The organism is Nocardia sp. NPDC005998, assembly GCF_040614395.1.
In the GTDB taxonomy this organism is placed as follows: domain Bacteria; phylum Actinomycetota; class Actinomycetes; order Mycobacteriales; family Mycobacteriaceae; genus Nocardia.
The window spans coordinates 1-13,985 of the sequence record NZ_JBEXUI010000078.1 but is presented as its reverse complement, the minus strand read 5'-3'; the positions used below and the strand labels follow the sequence as shown (position 1 = coordinate 13,985).

General features: G+C 64.9%; 16 protein-coding genes. 10 read left to right on the top strand and 6 right to left on the bottom strand.

Going from position 1 to position 13,985, the window contains the following annotated elements:
- A partial coding sequence (locus ABZ293_RS41470; RefSeq protein ID WP_355189821.1) for an aldehyde dehydrogenase family protein occupies window positions 1–1,294 on the bottom strand: 1,294 nt, incomplete at its 3' end.
- A gap of 91 nt (window positions 1,295–1,385) precedes the next feature.
- Window positions 1,386–2,606, bottom strand: a complete 1,221-nt coding sequence (locus ABZ293_RS41465; RefSeq protein WP_355189820.1) for a transcriptional regulator — start codon at window positions 2,604–2,606, stop codon at window positions 1,386–1,388.
- A 148-nt stretch (window positions 2,607–2,754) separates the two neighbouring features.
- Here ABZ293_RS41465 and ABZ293_RS41460 point away from each other — a divergent pair, with 148 nt between their 5' ends.
- Window positions 2,755–3,180, top strand: coding sequence for an MmcQ/YjbR family DNA-binding protein (locus ABZ293_RS41460; RefSeq protein ID WP_355189819.1), 426 nt, complete (start codon window positions 2,755–2,757; stop codon window positions 3,178–3,180).
- Between the two features lie 22 nt (window positions 3,181–3,202).
- Here ABZ293_RS41460 and ABZ293_RS41455 read toward each other — a convergent pair whose 3' ends face one another.
- Window positions 3,203–4,090 carry a TIGR03621 family F420-dependent LLM class oxidoreductase gene (locus ABZ293_RS41455; RefSeq protein WP_355189818.1) on the bottom strand — a complete coding sequence of 296 codons (888 nt, stop codon included), beginning with the start codon at window positions 4,088–4,090 and terminating at the stop codon, window positions 3,203–3,205.
- Between the two features lie 381 nt (window positions 4,091–4,471).
- Between ABZ293_RS41455 and ABZ293_RS41450 the strand changes: the two genes are divergently transcribed.
- From ABZ293_RS41450 to ABZ293_RS41435, 4 genes are all read left to right on the top strand, one after another.
- On the top strand, window positions 4,472–4,741 hold the full coding sequence (locus ABZ293_RS41450) for a TetR-like C-terminal domain-containing protein (RefSeq protein ID WP_355189817.1): 270 nt from the start codon (window positions 4,472–4,474) through the stop codon (window positions 4,739–4,741).
- 97 nt (window positions 4,742–4,838) lie between these two features.
- Window positions 4,839–5,150, top strand: a complete 312-nt coding sequence (locus ABZ293_RS41445; RefSeq protein WP_355189816.1) for a nuclear transport factor 2 family protein — start codon at window positions 4,839–4,841, stop codon at window positions 5,148–5,150.
- A gap of 23 nt (window positions 5,151–5,173) precedes the next feature.
- Window positions 5,174–6,358: an alkaline phosphatase family protein gene (locus ABZ293_RS41440; RefSeq protein ID WP_355189822.1), complete on the top strand. Its 1,185-nt coding sequence runs from the start codon at window positions 5,174–5,176 to the stop codon at window positions 6,356–6,358.
- Between the two features lie 68 nt (window positions 6,359–6,426).
- Window positions 6,427–6,795, top strand: coding sequence for a hypothetical protein (locus tag ABZ293_RS41435; protein ID WP_355189815.1), 369 nt, complete (start codon window positions 6,427–6,429; stop codon window positions 6,793–6,795).
- 114 nt (window positions 6,796–6,909) lie between these two features.
- Here the strand turns inward: ABZ293_RS41435 and ABZ293_RS41430 are convergent, their stop codons facing one another.
- Both ABZ293_RS41430 and ABZ293_RS41425 read right to left on the bottom strand, forming a co-directional pair.
- Entirely contained in the window at window positions 6,910–7,116 is a 207-nt protein-coding gene (locus ABZ293_RS41430) for a DUF397 domain-containing protein (RefSeq protein WP_355189814.1), read from the bottom strand.
- Window positions 7,113–8,015 (bottom strand): helix-turn-helix transcriptional regulator, encoded by a 903-nt coding sequence (locus ABZ293_RS41425; RefSeq protein ID WP_355189813.1) that lies wholly within the window; start codon window positions 8,013–8,015, stop codon window positions 7,113–7,115. Before ABZ293_RS41425 ends, ABZ293_RS41430 begins: the two co-directional genes overlap by 4 nt.
- Window positions 8,016–8,165: 150 nt before the next feature.
- Between ABZ293_RS41425 and ABZ293_RS41420 the strand changes: the two genes are divergently transcribed.
- Genes ABZ293_RS41420 through ABZ293_RS41410 form a run of 3 tightly spaced genes read left to right on the top strand, consistent with a single transcriptional unit; the run spans window position 8,166 to window position 9,047 of the window.
- A complete protein-coding gene (locus tag ABZ293_RS41420; RefSeq protein ID WP_355189812.1) occupies window positions 8,166–8,522 on the top strand; it encodes a hypothetical protein in 357 nt (118 codons plus the stop codon).
- Window positions 8,519–8,755 (top strand): hypothetical protein, encoded by a 237-nt coding sequence (locus ABZ293_RS41415; protein WP_355189811.1) that lies wholly within the window; start codon window positions 8,519–8,521, stop codon window positions 8,753–8,755. Before ABZ293_RS41420 ends, ABZ293_RS41415 begins: the two co-directional genes overlap by 4 nt.
- A 1-nt stretch (window position 8,756) precedes the next feature.
- A complete protein-coding gene (locus tag ABZ293_RS41410) occupies window positions 8,757–9,047 on the top strand; it encodes a hypothetical protein (RefSeq protein WP_355189810.1) in 291 nt (96 codons plus the stop codon).
- An 81-nt stretch (window positions 9,048–9,128) separates the two neighbouring features.
- Here ABZ293_RS41410 and ABZ293_RS41405 read toward each other — a convergent pair whose 3' ends face one another.
- Window positions 9,129–9,716 (bottom strand): TetR/AcrR family transcriptional regulator, encoded by a 588-nt coding sequence (locus tag ABZ293_RS41405; RefSeq protein WP_355189809.1) that lies wholly within the window; start codon window positions 9,714–9,716, stop codon window positions 9,129–9,131.
- 114 nt (window positions 9,717–9,830) lie between these two features.
- On the opposite strand from ABZ293_RS41405, the gene ABZ293_RS41400 reads away from it, so the two are divergent.
- Both ABZ293_RS41400 and ABZ293_RS41395 read left to right on the top strand, forming a co-directional pair.
- On the top strand, window positions 9,831–10,910 hold the full coding sequence (locus ABZ293_RS41400; RefSeq protein ID WP_355189808.1) for a Gfo/Idh/MocA family oxidoreductase: 1,080 nt from the start codon (window positions 9,831–9,833) through the stop codon (window positions 10,908–10,910).
- A 570-nt stretch (window positions 10,911–11,480) separates the two neighbouring features.
- Window positions 11,481–13,763 carry an excinuclease ABC subunit UvrA gene (locus ABZ293_RS41395; protein ID WP_355189807.1) on the top strand — a complete coding sequence of 761 codons (2,283 nt, stop codon included), beginning with the start codon at window positions 11,481–11,483 and terminating at the stop codon, window positions 13,761–13,763.
- The last annotated feature ends 222 nt before the right edge of the window (window positions 13,764–13,985 follow it).

Here is a 13,985-nt window from a genome sequence, read left to right as displayed (position 1 = left end):
CCGCGCCGAGCCCGTAGAGGGTGTCGTTGGCGATCCGGACTGCCTCGTCCACGGTGTCGAACCGGGTCACCGCGACCACCGGGCCGAAGATCTCCTCCTGGAAGATCCGCATGGTGTTGGTGCCCTCGAAAATCGTCGGCTGCAGGTAGTAGCCACCCGGCAGTCCGTCCACCTTGCGTACTTCCCCTCCGGCGAGCACGCGGGCGCCTTCCTGCCTGCCGATATCGATGTAGGACAAGATCTTTTCGTATTGGTCGTTACTGGCTTGGGCTCCGATCATGGTGCTGTCGTCGAGCGGATTACCGCCCCTGATGGCCTTGGTCCGCTCGATGCAGCGGGCCAGGAATTCGTCATAGATCGACGAGTGGATCAGCGCGCGCGAGGGGCAGGTGCACACCTCGCCCTGGTTGAGCGCGAACATCACGAAACCCTCGACGGCCTTGTCCAGGAATTCGTCGTCGGCGGCCATGACATCGGGCAGGAAGATATTGGGGCTCTTACCGCCCAACTCCAGGCTGACCGGAATGATGTTTTCGCTCGCGTATTGCATGACGAGCCTGCCGGTCGTGGTCTCACCGGTGAAGGCGACCTTGGCCACGCGCGGGCTGGCGGCCAGGGGCTTACCCGCTTCGACACCGAACCCGTTGACCACGTTGAGAACTCCGGGCGGTAGGAGATCCGCGATCAGTTCGATCACCAGCAGAATCGAGGCCGGCGTCTGCTCCGCGGGCTTGAGCACCACGCAGTTGCCCGCTGCCAGGGCCGGGGCCAGCTTCCACGCGGCCATCAGGATCGGGAAGTTCCAGGGAATGATCTGGCCGACCACGCCGAGTGGTTCATGGAAGTGGTAGGCGATCGTATCGGTATCGATTTCGGCGATGCTGCCCTCTTGGGCGCGGATGGCCCCAGCGAAATAGCGGAAATGGTCAACCGCCAAAGGTAGGTCGGCGGCAAGGGTCTCGCGGACAGGTTTGCCGTTGTCCCAGGTTTCGGCGATGGCCAGGGGTTCGAGGCTGTGCTCGATCCGGTCGGCGATCTTGTTGAGGATGTTCGCACGCGCGGTCGGGGAGGTGGCGGCCCACTCGTCGGTTGCGCGGTGCGCGGCTTCCAGGGCCATATCGATATCAGATGCGGTGGAGCGCGCGACCGAGCAGAAGATCTCGCCGTCGACCGGTGACGGGTTGTCGAAGTACCTGCCCTCGACGGGAGCCGCCCAGTCACCTCCGATGAAGTTGTCATAGCGACTGGCGTAGTTGACGATGCCGGTGGCCGACCCCGGTTTGGCGTAGATCATCTGTGGGCGCTCCTCGCGAATCATCTCTGCGGGGGCCACTATCGCCCGACAAGGTTGGTGCGAGGTTGGCGCCGCGATGGCGACGGAAAACTCAGGCGCGCTGCGCGGTATGCAACCGGGCCACGACCACCGCGCGGCGCACATCGTCGTCGGGCAGCAGCCGCAACGCATGTTCGTGCACCTCGATATCGCCGGGGGAGCGCTCACCGAACGCCACCGCGTGGTCGGCGCTATCGCTGGCCAGCACGGCGGTTCGGACCCCGACATCCAGATGGTCGCGCCAGGTCAGGACACCAGGGGTATCCGAGGCGGGCAGCAGTGGTCCGCGGTACAGCCAGACCGCCGAGGTGGTATCCCCGGCCTGGATTGCGGCCAGCAGGTCGACCGCATCGCAGGAGACCGGGCCGGTCAGCATGTAGCGGCGGTTGCTGATCTCGCCGCCGGTGGTGCGACGCAGATGCGACACATCGGCCTTGAGGGTGCTGGAGGAGACCGGACGGTCGCCGTAAACCGCTGCCTGCAGCTGTTCGGGTGTGAACCCATCGGGTTCCAAGGCGAGCAGTGCCAGGATCTCCAGGTGGCGTGGTGGCAGCGGAACGGGCCTGCCATCGCGGAGCAGCCGTGCGCCGCCGAGACATTCGAGCCGGACGCCGGGGGCGGGATCGGGTGCGGCGGCACGCAGCATCGTCTCGACCGCGGTCACCAGGGCGCGCACCGAGGTCATCGCCATCGGATGCGAGCGGTCCCAGGAACTGGACAGATCCAGCGCACCGACCTGTCGGCCGTCGGGCGTGTGGATCGGTGCGGAGTAGCAGACCCAGCCGTGTAGCGCCGCGACCAGATGTTCGGCGGCGAAGACAGTGGTCGGGCGGTCGCCGTACAGGGCGAGCGACAATCCGTTGGTGCCCATATGGCTTTCGTCCCAGCAGCCGCCGGGCGCGAAGTTCACCTCCTCGGCCTGTCGGCGCAGCGCGCGATCGCCGCACGACCACAGGACGGTGCCCGCCGCATCGGTGACGACGGCGAGATATCCGGAGTCCTCGGCGATCCCGCGCAGATCACCGGCGAGTTCGGTGATGGGTTGGCGCAGTGGGGATTCGGCCCAGCGGTCGCGGATATCGCCCAGACTGGGCGCCTCGGTGCGATTCGGATCAACGGTCGTCAATGACCGCTGCCAGGATTCGACGACCTCAGTGCGTAGCGAGGTCGAGCCCGCGGGTATGCGCAGGGTGTTGCTGGGAGCCGTCGCCCAACGGGCCCATTCCTTTTCCAGTGCGGCCCGGCGTTGGGTGAGGGTGCGGAACTGTGCCACCTCGTAACCCCATCGTTTTAGTGTGAGCTCACATTCGCTATCTCATGATGGCGTACGCATATAGGTTCAGTCGAGAGCTCGGCGACAAACCGACCGTTCTGCATTGAAGATTTGAGTGAGCGGTACGGGCACGGTCTACGCTGCTGATATGGCGAGGGTTTCGCGACGAGCCAAAGTCTCCGACGTGCACGAACTGGCCACCGGCATGCCGTTCGTCAACCGGGTGGACGGGCCGCACGGTAATGCGGTTTACCAGGTCGGCGGCAAATCCTTTGTGTTCTTCCGCAACCCGCGCCCCGACGCATTCGACCCGGACACCGGTGAGCGTTATGCCGATGTGATCGTGATCTGGGTGCCCTCGGAGTCGGACAAATTGGCCCTGGTGCAGGATCCGGATTCACCATTCTTCACCACCCCGCATTTCGACGGGCATCTGTCGGTGCTGGTGCGCGGCAGCCGCATCGGCGAACTCGGCAAGCAGGAGTTGGCCGAGATCATCCAGGATGCCTGGCTCAGCCGGGCCTCGCACAAACGTGCGGCGGACTGGCTCGCCGCGCATCACGTTCCGGACTGAGTTGCCGTGGCGAGTGCTGCACTCAACGCAGCAGTTCGATGACCTCGCCCATCGGCTCCATGCTGCTCTCGAGCACGGTGACGTAGCTGAATCCGAACCGCTCCCGGCGCTCTTCCAATTGCCGCGCCATTTCCTTCGGCGTCCCGATCAGCAATGCGGGCAACTCCTCGGGCCGGTCGGCGACATCGGCGGGCAGATGCGGACCGTACAGTTCCAGCGCGGCCGACCGTTCCTCCGGCGGAATTACACGCTGTAGCAGGATATTCAGTTCGACAGCCTCTGCTCGTGCCCCGAGCAACTCGCGCAGGTATGCCATCCGCGCATCGGTGGCGTCGCGTCCGACGAACTGCAGTGGTCCACCGTTGTAGGCCGGGGCGGCACCGGGGAGCGCGATGACATCGGCGTGGTCGGCCGCGACCCGCAGCAGCCGATCACCCCAACCGGCAATGACGAGCGGCGGGCCCGCGGGTTGCACGGGACGCGGCTGATACTCCGGATCGGCGAACAACCGCCGCAAAGTCGCGGCGGTCGTCGCCAACTGCTCGACCCGCTTGCCTGCGCTCTCGAAAGTGATTCCGGCTGTTTCGAATTCCTCTCGGACATATCCGGCTCCGAGTCCCAATTCGACCCGTCCATCGGTGAGCTGATCGGCCGTGGCTGCCTCGCGCGCCAAGAGCACGGCGTTGTAGAACGGCGTATTCAATACGAAGGTGGTCAGCCGAACCCGTTCGGTTGCCTCGGCCGCGAGAATCATGGCTGGAAACGGTGCCGGCAACCCTAGATGATCGGCCACACCGACGACGTCGTAGCCGAGTTCCTCGGCCCTGCGACACTTTCGTACCCACTCGGCCCGCGAAGCGGGAGCGAGCAGAGTGACACCGAATCGGAACTTGCCTCGCGCAGCCGTCACCCTTTCCTGTCTACCAGCGTGCGCGTCCAACTGTCGATCAGCAGGGCGCGAGGATCAGTCCCGCCAAAACATCCCGGCCGAAGTCGCCGCCACTACCGGACCCGGTCGCCGCGACCTAGCCGACCCGACGATCGGCCGCACGGGATTTCATCACTGCGGCGCAACGGATTTCGTCTCTGATGTCCTTCTTTCCAACCAATGCTGCGTCAATCCGATAGTGCCGATGACGAGTGTTGCGATCAGCATGGCCCGCCCCTACGCAGGTATGGCTGTCCGACGCGACGATGCACCGGCCGCCGCGGCACGACGCCGAACTCGATCAAACTCTCCGCGGTATCCAGCACCGTCGCCCGCAGCGGGCGCATCGAGCTACTTCGTCTCATGTTCCGCCCGGAACTTTCACAACCCGATAAGCATCCTGATGCCGGCGATGCGGCCTTCGATATCCTCGCCGACACCATCGCCGATGCGGTCGCTGTCGGATTGCTACCCGCCGATAGGGTCGACACGCCGGCCGTCATGTGGTGGAGTCTGGCGCACGACATGGCCTCGCTGTGGCTGGATGGCCAGCTCAAAGAACGCAGCATCCAACTCGGAACCGCCGCGTCGAAGCTGGTCGAGGACATCACGCACCTTCATCACACTCGTTGACCCCGGCGCGTGATACCCGGGCGGGCGCACTCAGCACTAGAGTGAAGCCGAACGTTTGCTGTCCGATGCACCCGTACTCTTCGAGAGGGATGTTCCGATGACACAGCCGCTCGATCCAACGGTCCAGGAATTCGTCGCCGCGCTCAATGACAACGATCAGGACCGCTTCTACGCAATCCTCACCGACGATGCGACCATGTCCGATGACGGTGTGGAACGCAATCTCACCCTGTGGACCGACTCTGAAATCTTCGGCAGCAATGGGCGCATGAACGTCGAAGCCGTGGGTGACGGTGGCACCGAACTGGTTGCCGACTATACGAATACCCGCTGGGGCTCGATGCGTACCGCTTGGCGCTTCACCGTGCGCGACGGCAAAATCAGCCGATTCGAGACCGGCCAGGCCTGAGTACCCTCGAGTTCGTGTTCGACCTGCCTGCCTCCCGACCACCAAACCCCACGGAGTCGCTTCGAGACGCAGTGCTTCCGCATTACGGCACGGGCTCCCTCGCCGACCTCTTCCCCTCCCTCCTCGCCGGGTTCGGTGTGCCCGGCGAGGTCGACCGGCTCGGTCTCGAGTTCGTCGCGGACCGGATCTGTGTGCTGCTGGTCGACGGTCTCGGCGCGGAGGCACTCGCCGCGAATTCCGATGCGGCGCCGTTCCTGTCGACATTGGCGCAACGCACGCTGACGGCGGGTTTCCCGAGCACGACCACCGTCAGTCTGAGCTCACTCGGCGTCGGTGTGCCGCCCGGCGAACATGGGTTCACCGGATATCTCATGCACGTCCCCGGCTACGACCGGCTGGTGAACGCGTTGACCTGGCGGCTACACGGCGCGGGACCGAAGATCGACCTGCTGCACGAGCTGGTGCCGGAGCAATTCCAGCCCACCGCCACGGTTTTCGAGCGGGCCGCTGCCAGCGGAATCGCCGTGACACAGGTCGCGCCGCGGCTCCAAGCAGGGTCCGGGCTGACCAGGGCCGTGCTTCGCGGCTGCGAATTCCGCCCCTATGTTTCCGTCGGCGATTTCGTCGACGGCGTCGCCACCGCATTGCGCGCGGGCCCACGCTCGTTGGTCTACGCCTATCACGGCAACCTCGATACGACCGGTCACGTGCGCGGGCCTTCCTCCGACGCTTGGCTTTTGGAGCTAGCGCACGTCGATCAGCTGGCCGCGACCATCGCCGAACATCTGCCACCCGATGCCGCGCTCATCGTGACCGCAGACCACGGCATGGTGGAGCTCGCCGACCGCATCGACTACGACACCACCGAGGTATTGCGCGAGGGCGTACGCCTACTAGGCGGCGAGCCGCGCGCCCGCCACGTCTTCACCGTCGACGGCGCGACCGACGATGTGGCGGCGATCTGGCAGGAATACCTGGGCGCCGACTTCGATGTCATTCCCCGCGCCGAAGCGATCGATCGCGGCCTGTTCGGCCCCACTGTGGCACCGCATATCGCCGAGCGCATCGGCGATCTCGTGGTCGCGGCCCGTGGTCTGCGTGGTGTCGTGCGCACCGGCATCGAACCGCTGGAATCCATGCTGATCGGCCATCATGGTTCGCTCACATCGGCGGAGATGATGGTGCCGCTGCGCACGTTCCGACCGTAACCGCCCGTTGCCCTAGGCTATACGCGTCGTCGTGGGCATGGCCGCCCGCAGAACCGCGAGGAGGATCCATGAGTGCAGCATCGCGAAGCGATTCGATGAGGGGTGGCGGTCGGGCGACGGGTAGGCGCACCACGCTCTTACGCACCGGACTCGGGATCGCGGCGGTCGCGGCACTGCTGGCCGGTTGCACCGATATCGAGCGGGCGCTCAACCAGGGTGGCGACACGACCTGCCGCGACTATGTCAAACAGGATCAGGACACCAAGCGCACGACGATCACGAAATTCATCAAGCAGCAGACGAATAACGATCACGAGCCCGCGGGCACGGCGGTCGATGCCACGATGATTCAGGTCGACCTGCTGTGCGGTGCCCAGGTCAATCAGGACACCCCGATCAAAAGGGCGGATATCGCAGGCATTTTCCTGAACAAGTAGTCCGAAGCGCGGCAGGCGGACGCCGACCGGTTCGGAACGGATGGCCCGGCCGGATACCCAAAACGGCCCCCGCTGAATCTCTTGGATTCTCGGGGGCCGCTCTACTGCCGCAACCTATGCGCGGTCGAACTCGCCGTCGTTCACGCCAGCGGTGAAGGCGTCCCACTCGTCGGGCGTGAAGACCAGCGCCGGACCAGTCGGGTTCTTGGAGTCTCGGATTCCGACATGCCCTTCTCCCAGGAAGGCAACCTCTACGCAGTCGGCTCCCCCCTGGCTGCGGCTCGACTTAAACCACCGAGCGCCGGTCAGATCAACGTTCATTTCTCGTATCTCCTTGCTGCAATCTCTCTTAACATGTCGCGGCTCGGACGAGGGTCCATGCTCGCCTGGTGAAGCTTCCGGAACGCCTTGCGAAACGTCAGCACATCCACCCTCCTCTCAAGATAGGCGCTGCCCGCGTAACCCTCGCAGTAGACCTGAGGTGGCTCAACGACCTGTTTACCGCGTGCATCACGACCGAAGTCCATGACGGTGAACGGTGGCGACGCTGCCCCGAGCGGGATACCGGCACGGAATGGCATCACGCGGATCTCGATGTTGTCGCGTGTGCTGATGTCCGCGATATGGCGCGCTTGCGCGGACATAAGCGCTTGATTGCCAACCACTGTCCGCAGCACGTTCTCATGCAAGATGGCTGACACTGCGGTGGGTTCCCGCGAGCGGGTCAGAATGTGCTGCCGCTGCACTCGCACTTGCACACGGCGTTCGATCTCATCGTCGGTATCGTCCGGAAAGTAGAGCCTGTCTACGGCTCGCGCATAGTCTGCGGTTTGAAACAAGCCGGGCACGATCAGCGGCTGAAAGATCGTCAAACCCTTTGCACTGGACTCTAATCCGACATACAGGTTGGCCCACGCGGGGATCAGATCGGTATACGTATGCCACCATGACTTGACGGGAGCCTGTTCGGCAAGCCCTCGTGCAACCGCTGTACGCTCCTCGGGCAGTCCATACACCTCGCAGAGCGACAAAACGTCACTGATCCTTACCTTTTCGGTCTCACCTCGTTCGAGGCGACTCAGCGTCGGTCTGCTCCACTGCACGAGCGCCGCCGCCTCATCCAGGCTCATTCCCGTTGCTGTGCGCGCCTCTCGCAGCAATCGACCAAGCTGCCTGCGCGGCAACGTGGTTCCTGTGTCCTCGAGTTCGTCTCCCGCCATCTGCCCCACCCTCTCACTCGGCCGAACTGTTCCTCTCTTTTCGAGAGGCACCCTATGCGTCTCACGAGAAGGATTCAGGGGATTCGCGGAGATTTCGCCAGCTCGTGAGTGTGCCCCGCCCAGCATCGACACGTAACACACGCTTGCGTCATGTCCTCGCCCATGCCGAAACGAGAGCTTCCACAACGAGACCCGTTCACCGGGCCACCGGCTGCTTACAGCGGCGCACCGCCCGATCTGGTCGAGCAGGTCGCGCGCGCTGTCCGTGAGTGGGCAGGCCCGTCAATAGCTCCGTCTGTGCGTCGCCTGCTCGCGGACTTCCACAAAGACACCCAGCAGAAACTGGACTGCGCCCCCATCGACAGCCGTCCGATTCTTCAGCGGGCGGACGGCTCGGTGGTGCCGGTCGACGAGGACGGATGGATTTCCGATTCGGACGCCGATCTCGACAGGGCTGACGCAATCACCGTCCAGCCCATCGACGTTCACGACATTGAGGAATCGTGAGCCCGAAACCCCAAGACCACAAGGGGGTTTCGCCGCGCCCCGACGAACCGGATGTACACCTCAGCGTGTTCCTGCACGGCGTGCGTTTCGACTATGTCGCCTGCCTTACCGCCGCGCTGATATTCACGCGCGAGCACCGGATGCAGCATTACGCCGACGCAGTCACCATCGACCTCGGCGACACCAGCCGCTATCCGCGCCTTCCATGCGAACGCCTGTTCCTTGGTTCATGAAATGCGGCGATCCGCCGATGTTGCCGACTGGCCCACAGTGTTTCCCGCATTGCCCGTGCTGTCCGTTTCGAGTAACCGCTGGGTCTGCGTCGTGCTATGGAACTCCCGCTACATGGATCGCGCCCTGGACGCGTTGCGCGCGCCAAGGATCAGCCGGTCCGAGACGAGGACGCCGCGCGGCCGTCACGGTTCGTGCGCGCTCACATCGGCCTGGACGGGCAACGCCTTTCATCTGGCCGACTTCGGCGGCGGCCATCGGCCGTCGCGCGATCCGGACGCCTCGGACGCCTGAATCTCGTTGATGCTCAGCGCTTATCGCCGATCATGGGGTCGGCGGTCGGGCAGGGTGATCCCGATCGCGTCGCGGCGTGGTCTACGTCTCTTCGCCCAGGAGGGCGCGCAGCGCCGAGTCGCCCACCTGCCGCAGTTCGTCGTGGCTGCGGCCGGCCGCAGCCTGGACGGCGATGCCGTCCGAGATCGTGTGGACTAGCGCGGTCAGGGCGGCTGGTTCGTGGCGGGTGGGCAGGTCGGTGGCTTGCTCCAGCCGCCTGCGCAGCGCAGCCTCGCCGGCTTTGCGAACCGTGACGGCGTCCCGGCGTACAGCGTGCGCGTCGGGTCCGCAGGCTTGAACTGTCTTGACGCACAGGCAGCCGTGGGGCGTGTTCTCGCCTGCGGTCAGGTCGACGGCCCCGTGGATCAGCCGCTCGACGACCTCGCGGCCGGTGGGCGCGTCCAGCGCGTTGGCGGCGTAGGCGCCGGGGCCGTCGAGGTAGCGGGCGAGGACCTTGCCGAACAGTTCCTCCTTGTTGCCGAAGGCGGCATAGAGGCTGGGCTTGTTGATGCCCATCGCGGCGGTCAGGTCGGCCAGCGAGGTGCCTTCAAAGCCGTTGCGCCAGAACACCTCCAACGCACAGTCGAGTGCGGCGTCTGCGTCGAATGAGCGTGGGCGTCCGCCGGGCATACTGTCCTCCGTTGCCCTCTCCGTTTTTTACCTATCGGTACATTACCTCTTGCGCGAGGGCGTCGCGCCGCTCTAGTTTCTTACCGAAAGGTACATAACTAAGGAGTGGCATCCATGATCCGAGTCGGAGTTGTCGGGGCCAGCGGTTGGGCGGACAGCTCGCACCTGCCCGCCCTCGCAGCGCTCGAGGAGTTCAACGTGACCGCGGTCGCGACCACCAACCAGGCCAGCGCGGACCGGGCGGCCGCCGCCCACGGCGCACGGCACGCCTTCGCCGACGCAAGCGAACTCGCCGCGCACCCTGACGTCGACCTGGTCGTCGTCTCGGTGAAGGCCTCCGGGCATGCCGCCGTGATCAGGGCGGCGCTCGAGGCCGGCAAGCACGTCCTGTCCGAGTGGCCGCTGGGCATCAACGCCGACGAAGCGAGGGAGCTGACCGAGGCCGCCACCGCCGCCGGCGTCGTTCACGCGGTCGTCCTTCAGGGCCACCATTCCCCGAGTGCGCGTTTCGCCGCGGATCTGCTGGCCGACGGCCGGATCGGCACGCTCGAATCGGTCGCGCTGGTGGCGGAGGGCGCCCCCTGGGGCGGCAGTCGAATATGGCCGAATCTGGTGTTCGGCCTCGACCCCGCAGCGGGAACCAACATCCTGACCATCATGGCCGGCCACTTCCTTGCCGCACTCGAACGGGTTGCGGGCCCACTGACCGAAGTCTCCGCACGGCTGCCCCGCATGCACGACCGCGTGCTGGTCGCCGGGACAGAGCGGACCGTGCCCAACGCCACGCCCAGCCACGTGCTGCTGCACGGATTGCTTGCCAGTGGCGCCACCGCCTCCGTCGCCGTGCACGGCGGCAACGGGCCCGCCCGGAACGGGTTCCGCCTCGAGCTCGTCGGCAGCGACGGAACGTTGACCGCCACCTCAGCCCAGCCCGCGACATTCATCCACTGGGGCGACTGGGACATTCGGATCGGCGACGAGGTGCTGGCCATGCCTGACACCTATCGGACCGCCCCCGCCAGCGTCCAGTCCGGCCCGCCGGCCAATATCGCGGCCCTCTATCAGGAGGTCGCCCAGGCCATCGCCGAAGCCCGGCAACCGCATCCCAGCTTCGAGACCGCCCTGCGCCACCATCTGCTCCTCGCCGCCATCGAACGGTCCGCGGCCGATGGAATCGTCCAGCACATCTCGTAGTCGGCATGTGGGGCGGAATCGACCGATTCCGCCCCCGCGCCGAACCGCCGATCTGATCCCCTGACGACGATTTCCAGAGGTCTGCTGCAGCACGTCGTCCCCGTGCTGTCTACGTCCGGCACAGCGACTCGACCCGCGCGGATGGGCGCCGAACTTGTGCCTGAGTGATCAGTCGGACGAACGCGTATGCGAATGTCTTTCCGCGGCAGGGGAGTTCGGCGGTGGTCCTCGAGCGGCTCGGCTGGGTGCGAAGGTGTTCGGGTCGTCGAAGGCATCGCACACCGAACCGAAGGGCGCGGTTTCGCCGTGGGCCGCGGGCTCGGCGGCCGTTGTGGCTCAACTGATCCCGATATCGGAGCCGGGCCATCCTTGCGGGCGGCCCGGCGTGACCGCGGATGGCGAATTCGAAGGGCGCCAATGGAATCGGTCGAGCCACTGGACTTCACCGGCGGCAGCCAAAGAAAGTGCTGGTCAAGGCTGAGTTGCCTTGCTATGCATATATTGCATGAATGTGATCTGCATCACATTTTACCGGGCATTTTGGCGGTAGGTCATGGCATGGTGGTCGGCATGCCTTATGTCGATTCCGTCGCCGCGACCGATGTCATCCGCCTGCTCGGTGCCAGCGAGCACAATCTGCGCAATGTGTCGTTGGAGATCCCGAAGAACAAGATCACCGTATTCACCGGTGTATCGGGCTCGGGGAAATCGTCGATCGTGTTCGACACCATTGCCGTGGAGTCCCAGCGTCAGCTCTATGCGACGTTTCCCGCGTTCATTCTCAACTTCCTGCCGCGCTACGAGCGTCCACACGCCGAGGCGATGGAGAATCTGACGGCCCCGGTCATTATCGACCAGCAGCCCGTCGGCGGCGGACCGCGCTCGACCGTGGGCACGATGACCGATATCTACTCGATGGTGCGCGCCATGTTCGCCCGATTCGGTTCGCCCTCGGCCGGATTCGTCTACAACTACTCGTTCAATGTGCCGCAGGGCATGTGCCCGGACTGCGACGGACTCGGGGTCACGGTGCGGGCCGATCCGGATCGGCTGCTCGACCGGACCAAGTCACTCAACGAGGGGGCGATCCTGCTGCCCGGCTATGCCGTCGGCAGCGGAGAGTGGCAGATGTACGGCAAGTCAGGGCGATTCGACCCGGACAAGAAGCTGGCCGATTACACCGAGGAAGAGTTCACCGAGCTGCTCTACGGCACCGGCGGCAAGGTGGAACTGACCTTCAGCAAGGGCACCTGGAAGGCGAATTACGAAGGGCTGGCGGCCAAATTCACCCGCACCCGATTGCAACGCGACACCTCGACGCTCAGCGAGAAGACGCGCGAACAGATGCAGAAGTTCCTCACCGAGGGCGTCTGCCCGTCCTGCGACGGCGCCCGGCTCAACCCCGCGGCGCTGGCCACGAAGATCGACGGCCGCAATATTGCCGACTGGTCGGGTCTGCAGATCACCGATCTGATGGCGGTGCTCGATGAGATCACCGATCCGGCCGCACTCGGGCTGGCCGCCGCCATCCGGACCGCGCTGCGGCGAGTAACCGATATCGGGCTCGGATATCTCAGCCTGGATCGCCCGACCGCCACACTGTCCGGCGGTGAGGGGCAGCGGCTCAAGATGATCAAACACTTGTCCAGCACATTGATCGGGATGACCTACATCTTCGACGAGCCGAGCGTCGGACTGCATCCGCGCGATGTAGGGCGGTTGAACAACCTGCTGAAGGCGTTGCGGGACAAGGGCAATACGGTGCTCGTGGTCGAACACGATCCCGATGTCATCCAGATCGCCGACCATATTGTCGATGTCGGGCCGCGGGCCGGCCTGCACGGCGGACAGGTGGTGTTCGAAGGCAGCTTCGCGGACCTGCGCACCGCGGATACGCCGACAGGCGCCGGATTGCGCAGGCCGTTCACCGTCAAGCAGACATTCCGAAAGTCCAACGGCGAGTTGCTGATCGAGCACGCGAACGTACACAACCTCAAGGATGTGACAGTCGCGATCCCGACCGGCATCCTGACCTCGATCACCGGGGTCGCCGGATCCGGAAAGAGCAGCCTCATCCGGGATGTGTTCGTACGCGAGCATCCCGACGCGATCTTCGTCGACCAGTCGGCGATCGCCGCCTCGTCCCGCTCGACTCCGGCAACCTACCTGGGGCTGATGGATCCGATCAGGAAGCTCTTCGCGAAGTCGACCGGTGAGTCACCCGGCCTGTTCAGTTTCAACTCGACCGGTGCCTGTAAGCAGTGCGAGGGCCGCGGCGTGATCATTACCGAGATCGCCTATATGGACCCGGTGACCACCCACTGCGATGCGTGCGACGGGCGTCGGTTCTCCGACGAGGTGCTGGCATTGACGCTGCGCGGCAGGTCGATTGCCGATGTGCTGGAACTGTCGGCGGAAGAGGCACTGAACTTCTTCACCGAAAAGGCACTCGTCACGAAATTGCGCACGATGAACGAGGTCGGCCTCGACTACCTGAGCCTCGGTCAGGCAATGAGCACCCTTTCCGGCGGTGAGCGCCAACGCATCAAACTGGCCACCCAACTCCAGAACACCGGCACCACCTACGTTCTCGACGAACCGACCACCGGCCTGCACATGTCGGATGTGGATACGCTGCTTGCCCTGATGGACGGCTTGGTCGACCGCGGCAACACGGTAGTGGTCATCGAACACAACCTCGACGTGGTAGCCCATTCCGACTGGGTCATCGACCTCGGCCCCGACGGCGGAAGGGACGGCGGCGAAATCGTCTTCACCGGCACCCCCGCCGAGCTGCTGACCCACCCGACATCACTGACAGGTGAATACCTGCGAAAGTACAAGGGCGCCTGAGTAAGCGGGCGCGGCCGACGGCGGCAGGGGAGCCGATGCCGATGAACAGGGTCTGCGGGCCGCGCCCGATCAGGCCCTGCTCATCGATAGGCGGGACTCGGCCAGGCCGACACCGCTGCGTTCTGGATGGGTGACCGCGTCCAGGCCAATCGACCCGTGACGATGTAAAACTTCGCCGCCGAGAGTGTCCAGCGATGACGCCGACATCGGCAGATTCAGTGA

Excerpts from the sequence above, each read along its gene's own strand:
- ABZ293_RS41460 (WP_355189819.1), top strand. The coding sequence starts at position 2,755 with ATGGCGAGGGTTTCGCGACGAGCCAAAGTCTCCGACGTGCACGAACTG.
- ABZ293_RS41450 (WP_355189817.1), top strand. The coding sequence starts at position 4,472 with ATGTTCCGCCCGGAACTTTCACAACCCGATAAGCATCCTGATGCCGGC.
- ABZ293_RS41445 (WP_355189816.1), top strand. The coding sequence starts at position 4,839 with ATGACACAGCCGCTCGATCCAACGGTCCAGGAATTCGTCGCCGCGCTC.
- ABZ293_RS41435 (WP_355189815.1), top strand. The coding sequence starts at position 6,427 with ATGAGTGCAGCATCGCGAAGCGATTCGATGAGGGGTGGCGGTCGGGCG.
- ABZ293_RS41430 (WP_355189814.1), bottom strand. The coding sequence starts at position 7,116 with ATGAACGTTGATCTGACCGGCGCTCGGTGGTTTAAGTCGAGCCGCAGC.
- ABZ293_RS41425 (WP_355189813.1), bottom strand. The coding sequence starts at position 8,015 with ATGGCGGGAGACGAACTCGAGGACACAGGAACCACGTTGCCGCGCAGG.
- ABZ293_RS41420 (WP_355189812.1), top strand. The coding sequence starts at position 8,166 with ATGTCCTCGCCCATGCCGAAACGAGAGCTTCCACAACGAGACCCGTTC.
- ABZ293_RS41410 (WP_355189810.1), top strand. The coding sequence starts at position 8,757 with ATGCGGCGATCCGCCGATGTTGCCGACTGGCCCACAGTGTTTCCCGCA.
- ABZ293_RS41405 (WP_355189809.1), bottom strand. The coding sequence starts at position 9,716 with ATGCCCGGCGGACGCCCACGCTCATTCGACGCAGACGCCGCACTCGAC.
- ABZ293_RS41400 (WP_355189808.1), top strand. The coding sequence starts at position 9,831 with ATGATCCGAGTCGGAGTTGTCGGGGCCAGCGGTTGGGCGGACAGCTCG.
- ABZ293_RS41395 (WP_355189807.1), top strand. The coding sequence starts at position 11,481 with ATGCCTTATGTCGATTCCGTCGCCGCGACCGATGTCATCCGCCTGCTC.